9 protein-coding genes are annotated in these 12,894 nt (G+C 59.3%); 4 read left to right on the forward strand and 5 right to left on the reverse strand.

What is annotated here, in order from left to right; translation table 11 throughout:
• Positions 1-12 precede the first annotated feature (12 nt).
• Entirely contained in the window at positions 13-828 is an 816-nt protein-coding gene (locus tag JFT81_RS25090; protein WP_008080052.1) for an ABC transporter ATP-binding protein, read from the reverse strand.
• Positions 825-2,423, reverse strand: coding sequence for an ABC transporter permease subunit (locus JFT81_RS25095; RefSeq protein ID WP_201229787.1), 1,599 nt, complete (start codon positions 2,421-2,423; stop codon positions 825-827). Before JFT81_RS25095 ends, JFT81_RS25090 begins: the two co-directional genes overlap by 4 nt.
• Before the next feature lie 405 nt (positions 2,424-2,828).
• Between JFT81_RS25095 and JFT81_RS25100 the strand changes: the two genes are divergently transcribed.
• Positions 2,829-3,842 carry an ABC transporter substrate-binding protein gene (locus JFT81_RS25100; RefSeq protein WP_201229789.1) on the forward strand — a complete coding sequence of 338 codons (1,014 nt, stop codon included), beginning with the start codon at positions 2,829-2,831 and terminating at the stop codon, positions 3,840-3,842.
• Between the two features lie 96 nt (positions 3,843-3,938).
• On the opposite strand, the gene JFT81_RS25105 is transcribed toward JFT81_RS25100, so the two are convergent.
• Positions 3,939-4,859, reverse strand: a complete 921-nt coding sequence (locus JFT81_RS25105; RefSeq protein ID WP_201229791.1) for a LysR family transcriptional regulator — start codon at positions 4,857-4,859, stop codon at positions 3,939-3,941.
• Positions 4,860-5,040: 181 nt separating this feature from the next.
• Here JFT81_RS25105 and JFT81_RS25110 point away from each other — a divergent pair, with 181 nt between their 5' ends.
• A complete protein-coding gene (locus JFT81_RS25110) occupies positions 5,041-5,961 on the forward strand; it encodes a TauD/TfdA family dioxygenase (RefSeq protein ID WP_201229793.1) in 921 nt (306 codons plus the stop codon).
• A 106-nt stretch (positions 5,962-6,067) separates the two neighbouring features.
• Here the strand turns inward: JFT81_RS25110 and JFT81_RS25115 are convergent, their stop codons facing one another.
• Both JFT81_RS25115 and JFT81_RS25120 read right to left on the reverse strand, forming a co-directional pair.
• A complete protein-coding gene (locus JFT81_RS25115; RefSeq protein ID WP_201229795.1) occupies positions 6,068-7,684 on the reverse strand; it encodes an alkaline phosphatase family protein in 1,617 nt (538 codons plus the stop codon).
• 213 nt (positions 7,685-7,897) lie between these two features.
• Entirely contained in the window at positions 7,898-8,842 is a 945-nt protein-coding gene (locus JFT81_RS25120; RefSeq protein WP_201229797.1) for a LysR family transcriptional regulator, read from the reverse strand.
• A 165-nt stretch (positions 8,843-9,007) separates the two neighbouring features.
• On the opposite strand from JFT81_RS25120, the gene JFT81_RS25125 reads away from it, so the two are divergent.
• Together JFT81_RS25125 and JFT81_RS25130 are read left to right on the forward strand one after the other, a co-directional pair.
• Positions 9,008-11,368, forward strand: a complete 2,361-nt coding sequence (locus JFT81_RS25125) for a TonB-dependent receptor (protein ID WP_201229799.1) — start codon at positions 9,008-9,010, stop codon at positions 11,366-11,368.
• Between the two features lie 23 nt (positions 11,369-11,391).
• On the forward strand, positions 11,392-12,735 hold the full coding sequence (locus JFT81_RS25130) for an aryl-sulfate sulfotransferase (protein ID WP_201229801.1): 1,344 nt from the start codon (positions 11,392-11,394) through the stop codon (positions 12,733-12,735).
• Positions 12,736-12,894: the final 159 nt, after the last annotated feature.

A 12,894-nucleotide genomic window follows, 5' to 3' on the forward strand; every position in this document is an offset into this window, starting at 1 on the left:
CAAAACTCCTGTTCAGCAGGCAATGAACGTCAGCGGCAGATCGCGGATCTGTACCGGCACGCTCGGTTGGTAATGGTCGTCGCTGGTCAGTTCGTGCAATAGCTCTTCACGCAACTGATGGAAGTCGAAACTGCTGCGCTGGCGTGGGTGCGGCAGGGCGATGTCGACCACTTGCTTGATTCGCCCCGGACGCGGCTCCATCACCACCACACGGTCGGCGAGAAAAATCGCTTCTTCGACGTCGTGGGTGACCAGGATGGTGGTGATTTTCGCGCGGGCGCGGATCGCCAGCAGCTCGTCCTGCATCTGCTGACGGGTAAGCGCGTCGAGCGCACCAAAGGGTTCGTCGAGCAGCAGAATTCTTGGGCTGGCAACCAGTCCGCGAGCAATCGCCACACGCTGCGCCATGCCGCCGGAGAGCTGGTGCGGATAAGCGCGAGTGAAGTCACGCAAGCCGACCAGATCGATGAAATCGTTGATCCGCTGTTGCTTCTGCGCGGCGCTCAACGGCTCATTGACCAGACCGAGGCCGATGTTGTCGGCGACGGTCAGCCACGGAAATAAACGGTGTTCCTGAAAGACGATGCCGCGCTCGCCGCCAATGCCGCTGACGGCTTTGCCGTCCACGGTAATCTGCCCGCGAAACTGCGTGTCGAGACCGACCAGCAAGCGCAGCAACGTCGATTTGCCGCAGCCGCTGGAACCGACAATGGCGACGAATTCACCTTCGGCAATGTCCAGGTTGAATTCGCGAATCGCCTCCAGTTCGAAACCGTCGACGTCGAAGGATTTGCCTACGTGGTTGAAGCTGACAATGGGTGCGTTCATGCGTGTCTCCAGCGGGTCGCGCGAATTTCCAGGCGTTGGCCAATGAGGTTGAGCAGGGCGCCGGTGAGGCCGACGAAAAGCATGCAGGCCATGATCAAATCCATGCGCAGCAGTTGTTGCGCGCCGATCATCTGGCTGCCGATGCCGCCGTTGGACGGCATGAAATATTCGGCGCCAATGGTGCCGAGCCAGGCGTAGATCAGACTCAAGCGCAGCCCGGCGAAAATCCCTGGCGCCGCGCCCGGCAGCACTAGCCGGCGCAACCGTTGGCCGAGGCTCAGGCGCAGCACTTGTGCGGCTTCGTTGAGTTGTGGCGAGAGGTTGGCGACGCTGCGTTGGGTGGCGATGAACAGCGGAAAGAACGCGGCGAGAGCGACGAATACCCACTTGGCCAGTTCACCGAGGCCGAACCAGGCGGTGAGCAACGGCACCCAGGCGAAGATTGCGATCTGGCGGATTGCCGCAAGGGTTGGGCCGAGCAGGCGTTCGCTGATGTGCGACAGGCCCAGCAGCAAACCGAGGGCGAAACCGAGCCCGCCACCCAACAGCAAACCACCGAGGGTGCGGCCCAGGCTGAGGGCCATGCCGCTGATCAGGCTGCCGTCGAGCAGACCGTCCCATGCAGTAGTTAAAACGGCCAGCGGACTGACCAGAATATTCGCGTCGACCCACTGCTGTTCGTTCGCCAATTGCCACAGCGCCAGCAAGCTCAGCGGCAGCAGCCACGGTTGCAAACGCTGCCAGCCTTGATAGCGCGGGCCGCGACGAATTTCGGCAGTGGCCGGGTGCGGCCAGTGCACCAGTTTCTTGTCCAGCAAACCGATGCCGCGATCCATCGCCACGCCGATCAAGCCGATGACCACGATGCACACGAAGACAATGTCGAGCATGAACAACTGGCGTGCCCAGACCATCAGGTAACCGATGCCTTCACTGGAGGCGAGCAGCTCGACCGCGAGCAACGAAGTCCAGCCAGCCGCCAGCGCCAGACGCACGCCGGCCATGAACGCGGGGAGAGCGGCGGGCAAGACCAATCGTCGAATCAGCAGGTGAGGCGGCAGGCGCAATACGGCGGCGGCTTCGCGCAGTTTCGGTTGTGCGTCGCGAACGCCGACCAGTGTGTGCAGCGTCACGGGCACCACGATGGCTTTGATCAGCACCACCAGTTTCAGCACTTCACCGATGCCGAAAAACACCATGAACAATGGAATCCACGCCAGCGTCGGCACCTGCGACAGTCCGGCGAAGGTCGGGAAGATCAAGCGTTCAAGACGCGGACTGAAACCCAGCGCTGCCCCCAGAATCGCCCCTGCCGAAATCCCTGCAAGCAGCCCCCAGAACAACCGTTGCAGGCTGATCCACAAGTGGCTCCACAGCTCGCCATGCGCCAACTCGACGGCGCTGTTCCACACCAGTGATGGCGCGGGCAGGATCTGTTCGCTCATCCAGGCATTGCGCGCGGCCAGCCACCACAGGGCAAACAGGCTCAGCGGCAGCAGCCAGGGCAGCACGCGTTGATTGATGCTGGGCCAGGTGCGCCGACTTTTCAGCGGCGGCGCCGGCAGCGGCAGGCTGAGCAGGGATTGACGGGCCATGGGTGACCTCCGTTGTCGGGTTGCATGGCAAACCACTGCCCTTGTAGGAGCCGAGCTTGCTCGCGAAGAGGCCGTGTCAGTCAGCATGGTTGGCGACTGTCATTGCGCCTTCGCGAGCAAGCTCGGCTCCTACAGGGTTTGCGGTATATGCAAAATTGATCTAATAAAGTTTAATTAAATTCTATTAAGAGATAAGCAAGACCATTTAAGGCCTCCAGCCCATGCGCATCCAATGCATTCGGAGAATATTTTCCATGCTGTTAATGCATACGCCGCTGCGAGCCCCGTGGCTGCTTGCTTAGCGTTAAAAGATATAAAAATGTGCGTTTATAGTATTTAAGCGAAGGTGCTCGTTCAGCCTACTTTCGGCTCTTCAACGCCTGTCGTGATCAAGGAGCCCCACCCATGAACCTTCCCTTCAAACGCGTTTTCAGTCTGTTTGCCGCTCCTGCGCTGGCGGGCTTGCTGGCGTTCACCGCTCACGCCGACGAACTCAAGGAAATCAGGATCGCCGTGCCCGACCTGAGCGCCGGCACTCAACACAGTGGCGGCGGCGTGGTCGACGTGCTGCGCGATCAGCAGATCTTCGAAAAAGCCTTCGCTGATCAAGGCATCAAGATCCAGTGGAATTTCTTCAAAGGGGCGGGCCCGGTGATCAACGAGGCATTCGCCAATGGTCAGGTCGATCTGGCGTACCTGGGCGATCTGGCGGCAATCATCGGTAAATCCAACGGTCTCGATACGCGGCTGTTAAGCGCCAGTGCGCGCGGGGTGAAGCAGTATCTGGGCGTGGTGCCGGGTTCCGGAATCAAGACCTTGCAGGATCTCAAAGGCAAACGTGTGGCGATCTTCCGCGGCACCGCGACGCAACTGTCGTTCGATGCAGCGCTGGCCAGTCAGGGTCTGAGCGAGAAGGATCTGAAGGTCATCAACCTCGACTTCACCGGGGCGACCGCCGCGCTGGCAGCCAAGCAGATCGATGCGTCGTGGGGCAGTTCCGGTTTGGCCGCTTTGCAGACCAAGGGCCTGGCTGAGTTGCCGCTTAACACGAGGGATCTCGGTGGTGCGGGCAGTGTGCAGTCGGTGCTGGTGGGCACTGGCAAATTTGTCGATGCGCACCCGGAGGCAGTGGCGAAATTGCTCAAGGCGCAGCAGCAAGCCGTTGAGTGGCTGACGCAGGACAGCAACAAGGACGCTTACGTGCAACTGGTGTCCGGGCTGGCGAGTTATCCACCGGTGATCCTCACCGAAGATCTGAAAGATCAGAAGTTGAGCGAAGTGTTCCCGTCGACGCTGGATCCGGTGTTCCTGGGCAGCTTGCAAGACAAGGTAGATCTGGCGGCGCAGCAGAAGCTGATTCGCAAGCCGTTCAAGGTCAACGATTGGGTGGCTCCTGAGTTGGCAGCGGCCAAGCTCTGAATCTCTGGCGGCTGATCTGGCGTTTTCGCGAGCAGGCTCGCTCCCACAGTTGGAATGCATTTCCCTGTGGGAGCGAGCCTGCTCGCGAAGGCGTCTTCAAACGGCGACGCTGACTTCCTGTTTATCCACCGCCACCAGCGTCTCAATCATCGCCCGCGCCGCCGGCGACAGCCGATACCCGGTGCGACTGACAATCCCGCAACGCGCGTTCATGCTCTCCAGGTTCTGCGGCAGATTGCGCCAGTGCAACAACACCAGCGAACCCTTGGCGATGTCCTCGACAAACGCCTCTTCCGTACCCACGCCAATCGCATTCGATTGCAGCACCACTTTAACCAGCGCCGGAAAATGCTCGGTCTCGATGGTTGGGGAAAAATCAATGCGCCCGCTGAGGTTTGCCAGCAATTTGCGAATGCCCGGCGGGATCAGCGTGGTCGCCAACGGGTAGTCGAACATGTCGTTGGTCGACAGGCTCTCCTTGGCCAGCAACGGATGCCCCGGCCGGCAGAAAAACACCCCGCGTTTGGGCGTCAGCGCCTGAGTCTGGAAATTCGGATCGGCTTCGAAATGGCGGATGTCGGCGATGAAGAATTCGATCTCCTCACGGCTCAGTGCGCGGCTGAGTTTTTCCCAGTTATCCACCTGAAAACAGGTACGCACTTTCGGATGCGCGTTGATGAATTGCGCCACCGCATCCGGGACCAATTTCACCGCCGGCGCCGGGCCGCAGCCGAAGTGCACTTCGCCGGCATCGAGCTTGGTCATCTGCGTCACTTCGGCACTGAGCAACGCCGCGCCCTGCACCAGGCTGAGGGCGTGTTGCAGCACCACCTGGCCCTCCGGCGTCGGGCGCAAATCCTTGTTGCCACGATCCACCAGCACGCAGCCGAACTCCTGCTCCAGCCCTTGAATGCTGCGGCTGAACGCCGGTTGAGTGATGCCCATCGCGTCCGCCGCACGGACAAAACTGCGGTGTTCGTTAAGGGCGATGAAGTAACGCAACTGGCGAAGATCCATATGCTTTTCCGGCATCCTAAAAATAGCTCGAAGGCATTTGCGACGAGGGTTGCTAGAGGTTTTAAATGCAAGCTCTTATTCCGTCAACGAAGCATGTGAATATCTATTAGATGTAAATGGAATATAGATAGAGCGTTGTTTCGCTGCCGTCCAACCGCAAGCAGTCGATGAGGGTCTACCCATGAGCAATGCCGCACTCGCTGTAAAACCCGCTGTCCACGCGCTGGATATTCATCCGGTGGCCGGTCGTATCGGCGCCGAAATTCGTGGTGTGCACCTGTCCGGTGAACTGGACGCTGCCACTGTCGAAGCCATCCAGCAGGCGCTGGTTCAGTACAAGGTCGTATTCTTCCGCGAGCAGACCCAGCTCGACGATCAGCGTCAGGAGGCTTTCGCGCATTTGCTCGGTGAGCCAGTGGCGCACCCGACCGTGCCATCACGCGAAGGCACGCGTTATTTGCTCGAACTGGACGGCGCTGAAGGTCAGCGTGCCAATTCCTGGCACACCGACGTGACCTTCGTCGACGCTTACCCTAAAGCCTCGATCCTGCGTTCGGTGGTGGCCCCGGCGTACGGCGGCGATACCCTGTGGGCCAATACCGCGACGGCTTATAACGGCTTGCCGGCCGAGTTGCGTGAGCTGGCTGACAAACTGGTCGCCGTGCACAGCAACGAGTACGACTACGCCAGCGCCAAGCCGGACGTCTCCGCAGAGAAGCTTGAGCGCTATCGCAAGGTCTTCACTTCGACCGTTTACGAAACCGAGCACCCGGTAGTGCGCGTGCACCCGATCAGCGGCGAGAAGAGCTTGCTGCTCGGGCATTTCGTCAAACGCATCAAGGGTTATTCGCAGGCGGATTCGGCGCATCTGTTCGGGCTGTTGCAGAGCCATGTGATCCGCCAGGAAAACACCGTGCGCTGGCGCTGGCAGGCAGGTGATGTGGCGATCTGGGATAACCGTTCGACGCAGCATTACGCGATTGATGATTACGGTACGCAGGATCGCGTGGTGCGTCGGGTGACGTTGAAGGGGGAGGTGCCGGTTGGCGCGACCGGACAGCGTAGCCAAACCATCAAGGGCGCAGATATCGTCGGCGTCTGATCGGGCCTCTTCGCGAGCAGGCTCGCTCCCACAGTGGATTTGTGCTGAACACAATGGACGTGAACGGCACAAAACCTGTGGGAGCGAGCCTGCTCGCGAAGGACTTTCACCACACGCCGATCTGAACCACTTTCTCGGTTTCCGGCTCACCGTAACGAAAGCGCTGCCCCCGCAAATCTATCTCCTGATGACTGATCGTGGTGCGCCGTTTCAACCCGCGAACCCACTCGAACAAATACCCCGCATGCTCCTCGCGCACCGCTGCGAATTCCGGGTCATCACCCAGATCACGCAGCTCCTGCGGATCATTCAGCAGATCAAACAACTGCGGCCGAAAGCCGTCGTACGCCAAATATTTCCAGCGTTCGCTGCGCACCATGGTCATTCGGCAACGGTCGATCGGCTGACCCAGACGCTCACGTGCCGGCGCCTGGAAGGCGTAGTCGTATTCGCTGATTGCATAGCGGCGCCAGTCCGGATTTTCTCCGTGCAAAAGTGGAATCAGGGAGCGCCCCTCAAGCCGATGTGCCGCGTCTGGCAGCCCCAATGCTTCAAGGAATGTCGGCAACGCATCGATGGTTTCCGCCAGTCGATCCTCTTCGGTGCCGCGCGTAATGTCCGCCGCCGCCCGAGGATCGCGGACGATCAGCGGCACGCCCACCGCCTGCTCCAGCAAAAACTCCTTCTCGCCGAGCCAGTGATCACCCAGAAAGTCGCCGTGATCGCTGGTGAACACGATCAGCGTGTCATCCCAACGGCCATTGCTCTGCAGAAAATCAAACAAACGCCCGAGCTGATCATCCACTTGCTTGATCAGACCCATGTAGGTGGGGATTACAGTCAATCGTACTGAATCACGGGAGAAGTTGAGGCTTTCCTCATGCTGGCGAAAGGCAGTGTATACGGGGTGTTTGCTGGCTTCGGAGGGCGTCGCACGGACCGCTTCGAGAATCGATTTCGTACTGTACAAGGCGTGGTATGGCGCCGGTACGATGTAGGGCCAGTGCGGTTTGATATAGGAAAGGTGTAAACACCAGGATTTCTCGCCTTGCTCGGTGATGAAGTCGATGGCTCGATTTGTAGTGTAGACAGTCTCTGAGTGTTGCTCGGGAATTCGTGCTGGCAAATTCGCATGACGCATTTGCCAGCCACTGAGGATTTCTCCGTTCTCGCCTTCGGCGGCGTTGGCCCAGTCGTGCCAGGGGTTTTTGCCGTCGAAACCGTGCTCGCGCAGGTAATGGGTGTAAGGCGCGGATTCGCGTTTTTCGTCGAATAATGGGTCATCGGGAAAGATGCCGTCATGACGAAAGTACGGTTCGAAACCGACTTCGTTGAGGATTTCGGCTTGTTCGCTATCGGGGTTGATCGCCAGCCGCTGCAAGGCATCGACATTCGCTGTCGCGTGGGTCTTGCCGACCAGTGCGGTACGAATACCGTGAGGGCGCAGGTAATCGCCAATGGTCAGCTCTTCCAGCGGCAACGGCACGGCGTTCCACGCCACCTGATGGCTGCTGACATAGCGCCCGGTGTAGGCCGACATCCGCGACGGGCCGCAGATCGTGCCTTGGGTATAGGCGCGGCTGAAACGCACGCCGGCGGCGGCCAGGCGATCGATATTCGGCGTGTGCAGATGCGGGTGGCCGTAGCAGGACAGGTAATCGCGGCGCAGTTGATCGCACATGATGTACAGCACATTGCGCACGGGTTTTTCAGGATGGGACATGGGGTTCACCGGTCAGAGAGACAGGTGAGGGTTTTCGCTTTCGCTGGGGGTGTTCGGCAAGTGCATTTGGAGACTGGGTTTTATGCAGGGAATGCATCGGTGCCTGGGCTGACGCCATCGCTGGCAAGCCAGCTCCCACAAGTCCCGGTTGAACACATTATTTTTGCCAGACGCACATCCTGTGGGAGCTGGCTTGCCAGCGATAGCGGTAGATCAGACAGCCAGATTCTCCAGCGAACAGACTTCCTCATCCACCGCATCAATCGCTTTGATCTGCTCAATCATCGCCTCCGCCAACGGTGACAACCGATACCCCGCGCGACTGACAATCCCATAGCGCGTGTACAACTCCTCAAGATCATCCGCCAATCCTTCAATGCGCAAACACACCAACTCACCCTTGGCCTGGTGCAACGCATCCGAATACGCCCCGACGATCCCGATCGCATCCGAGCGCAGCACCACGCTGAGCAAACTCGAACTGTTTTCGCATTCCACATTCGGCGTGAAATCCGGTCGCCCGCTAAGGTCGACGATGACCTTGCGCAGGTTCGGCGGGCGAATGCTCACCGCCAGCGGATAGCTCATCAATTGCTCGGCGGTGACTCGATCAAAAGCCGCCAACGGATGCCCGGCGCGGCAGCAGAAATGCCATTTGCGCGGACGCAATCGATGCGTGTGGTAATCCGGATCTGCCTCGAAATGCCGGGTGTCGGCGACAAAGAATTCGAACTCCTCGCTGAGCAGTCGCTTGCTCAGACTCTGCCAGTCTTCGACCTGAAACTGCACCCGCGCCTTCGGGTAGCGACCGATAAAGCTGCCGATCGCGCGCGGGATCAATCCTGCCGCTGGCGCCGGCCCACAACCGAAGCGTAATTCCCCCGCCTCCAGCCCGTTGAACTGGCTGATTTCGTTGGCCATCTGCTGCGCACCGCTGACCAATCGCCGCGCATGTTCGAGCAGCACCTGGCCTTGTTTGGTCGGCGGTAATTCCTTGCGCCCACGGTCGACCAACTGACAGCCGACGCTGTGTTCAAGCGCTTGAATGCTGCGGCTGAACGCCGACTGCGACAGGTTTACCGCCTGCGCGCCAGCGACGAAGCTGCGTTGTTCAGCCAAGGCGATGAAGTGACGAAGTTGACGCAAGTCGATATGCATTTTTCACATAAAAAATATCCGGGAAATGCATTGGATATGCATTAGGTCGACTCCTTATAAAGGCAATCTCTTATGCAGTAAATATTTGTAAATCCATAAATAAATAACTTAAAAGAATATGCAGCGCTGACGATGTCTGTGTGTTTTTTGACCAGGAGCCGCGCCATGAGTCCGTTGAACCTTGCGTCACCCCTAACGCCACGACGGCTCAAACGCCTGCCCCTGGCCCTGTTGCTGGCAGGGAGCGCCAGCTGGACTCACAGCTACGCCGCCGATTCGGAAACCCCGGCGCCGGTTCCGGCCGGCAAGCCTGCGGCCAACAGCTCGCAGCTGGAAACCGTGACGGTCACCACCCGCCGACGTGAGGAAAGTGCGCAAGACGTGCCGACGCCGATGAGTGTGGTCAGCGGCCAGAATCTGGAGACGCAACGCGTCTATCGCATTCAGGATTTGCAGCAACTGGTGCCCAGCGTCAACGTCGCTTACATGCACGCACGGCAGTCCAGCGTGTCGATCCGTGGTTTGGGCAACAACCCGGCCAGTGACGGCCTGGAAGGCAGCGTCGGTTTGTACATCGACAACGTGTATCTGGGCCGTCCGGGGATGGCGGTGTTCGACCTGATGGACATCGAACAGCTGGAAGTCCTGCGCGGGCCGCAGGGCACGCTGTTCGGCAAAAACACCACCGCCGGGGTGATCAACATCAGTACCCGCGCGCCGACATTCACACCTGAACGCAGCATCGAAACATCGGTCGGCGAGGACGGCTACTTTCAAACCAAGGGCACGATTTCCGGGCCGTTGAACGATGAGTTGGCCGGACGTTTTTCGGCTTATCGCACGCGCAGCGACGGCGACATCAAAAACGAATACAACGGCCACGACCTCAACGGCGGTTCGCGCGATGGTTTCCGCGCGCAGTTGCTGTTCAAACCCAACGAAGACTTCAACCTGCGCTGGATCGGCGACTACAACGAAGAGGATTCCAGTGCCGGCACCCGCGTGTTGTACAACACCGGGCCGACCATCAATGGCGTCAATCTCTACTCGGCCCGCGCGGCCGCTGCCGGCGCGACGCTGGTCAACGGTTCGCACCGCAAGGTCAACCTGGACAACGACCAGCATGTCACCGTGCATCAGGGCGGTACGTCGGTTGAGGCCAATTGGACATTGCCGAGTGACTTCACGCTGACCTCGATCAGCTCGTATCGGTTCTGGAATTTCACCCCGAAAAACGATGATGGTCTCAACGTGCCGGCGAGCTACAACGCCGGGGTTTCGGTGGAAGATAAACAGTATTCGCAGGAATTTCGCCTGGCCTCGCCCAAGGGCGAATTCTTCGATTACGTGGTGGGCGCGTACTACTTCGGCAACGACCTGGACAACAAATCCTTCGCCTATTACGGCCCCCAGGCCGACATCTGGAACGGCACGCCGCGCGGTGCGCTGGCCAATGTCGACAGCGTCGGTAACGGCCATATCAAGACCGACAGTTTTGCGCTATTCGCCCAAGGCACCTGGCACCTCACTGAGCGGCTGGATTTCACCGCGGGCGTGCGCGGCACCTATGAAGAGAAAAGCGCCTGGGTGACGCGTGATGCGCCGGTCGGTGGCGCGGCTGTCACCGGCGCCGCAGCGACCGCACGACGCGGGCGTACCGGCGCCTACGATTCCGGTGATTTGAACCAATACAGTTCCAGTCCTTCCGGCTTGCTCAACCTCAGCTATCGAATCACCGACGATGTGCTTGGCTATGCGACGCTGTCCCACGGCGAAAAATCCGGCGGGGTCAACCTTGCGGTCGGCTCTGCACCTACTGCGGGCGCCGACTCGCTGCTGATCGGTACCGAGCGCGCCAATAACGCCGAACTCGGTTTCAAAAGCACCCTGTGGGACCACCGTTTGCAGCTCAATGCCAACGTGTTCTGGACTCAGGTCAACGCGTATCAGACTAACGCCTACGACGACGTCAACCGCGTGCAATACCTGACCAACGCCGGTTCCGTGCGTTCGCGCGGTGTTGAGTTCGAAAGCACTGTGATCCCGCTGCGCGGCCTCACGTTGAACTTCAACGGCTCTTACAACGACGTCAGTTATCTCTCTTACAAAGATGCGCCTTGCCCGCCAGAAGTCAGCCAGGCACCGGGCGCGCCCGCTTCTTGCGACCTCAGTGGTCATCAAGTGGTCGGTGCCTCGAAATGGATCGGCAATGCCAACGGCGAATACAAATGGAATCTGGATAACGGCTTCGAACCGTACGTTACCGCCAGCTACGCGTTCCGCTCAAAAGCCGTGGGCACGGTCGAGGATTCGGATTACGGCCAGATCCCGAGCTACGCGGTGGTCAACCTCTCTACCGGCCTGCGCGGCGACTTCAACCAGGGCCAATGGGACATCTCGCTGTGGCTGAAAAACGCCTTCGACAAAACCTACTACACGACCCTGTGGACGGGCGGCAACGGCGGCTATGAAGGCCTGCTCGGCACCCCGCGAACCCTCGGCGTCACCGGCCGCTACGACTTCTGATTCGACATTCAAGGAGCTGCATCATGTTGCGCATCAAAACAGCTTTACCGGTGTTGCTGTCCGGCGCGGTATTGAGCACCGGCGCCTTCGCCGCGCCCAGCGTTTATCCGACCGGTGTCACTCGTTATGACCCGAACAAGGCGTTCAATCAGTACGTGATTTTCAGTGGTGCCGACAAGCAGACGCACCTGATCGACATGAACGGCAACGAGGTGAAAACCTGGCCGCAGGCAGGTTTTCCATCAGCGATCATCGACCCGAAACTGGTCGGTGGTGAGCGCGGTCATGTGTTGCTGCAATTGAGCGAAAAGGATCCGGGCAAGCTTGGTTCGGCCGGTAATGGCCTGGGCAATCAAAGCGTCGGCGAGCTCGACTGGAACGGCAAGGTCGTCTGGCAATGGGGCGACAAGGCGCCCGGTGGTGCGGCGCAACAGCATCATGATCAGCGCCGCTTGAGCAATGGCAACACCGTGGTCCTGGCGAACAAGGTGCACACGGTCAAAGGCTTCAAAGTGCCCGAGGTCATCGACGATGCGATTTATGAGGTCAGCCCCGACGGTGCGGTGAAATGGCAATGGCTGGCGTCGGAGCACCTCAACGAATTCGGCTTCACGCCAGAGCAACTGAAGCTGGTGCGGGCGAGTGAGGATGCGGATTACCTGCACATCAACAACCTCAGTGTGGTCGGGCCGAACAAATGGTTCGATGCCGGTGATAAACGCTTCAACCCGGACAACCTGTTGTTTGATTCACGCAACGCCAACTTCATCGCAATCATCGATAAAAACAGCGGCAAAGTGGTCTGGCGACTGGGGCCGAATCTGCCACTGATCAATCCAAAAGCGCCCCGGACATTGCCGCGTCCAGTGGATCAGTTTGTCGGCCAGCACGACGCGCACATCATCCCCGCCGGACTGCCTGGCGCCGGCAATGTGCTGGTGTTCGATAACCAGGGCTCGGCAGGGTATCCGAACGTCACGCTGGGGCTGATTTCCGGCTCGCGAGTACTGGAAATCGATCCGGTGAAAAACCAGATCGTCTGGCAGTACAGCGCGGCCAATTCGAAACAGCCGGGGTGGGCGTTTTACAGCTCGTTCATCAGCAGCGCGCGGCGTTTGCCGAACGGCAACACGCTAATCGACGAAGGCATGAACGGACGGTTTTTCCAGGTCACGGCCAGCGGTGAAAACGTCTGGGAGTACGTCAGCCCCTACCTGGGCAAAGCCCCGGGCAGCGATGCCATCAGCAACTGGGTGTATCGCGCGTTACCTGTAAGTTATGACTGGGTGCCGCAGGGTACGCCGCGCTCCGAAACCGCTGTGATTGCACCGGTGGTGGGCCTGCAGCAGACCAACGCCAGTCGATAGTTGAAGCGCGCATCGGGTCTTTTTCGATGCGTTGCGCGAATACTTTCAATGCCTGAAAAGCATGCTGATTTCACCAGCGAGCTACAGCCCTTGTGGGCCGTGGCTTTGCTGAAATTGATCAGCACGTATATTCCATAAAAGCCTATGTATAACGTTAAA

It is taken from the genome of Pseudomonas sp. TH43, from assembly GCF_016650635.1.
Taxonomy (GTDB): Bacteria; Pseudomonadota; Gammaproteobacteria; order Pseudomonadales; family Pseudomonadaceae; genus Aquipseudomonas.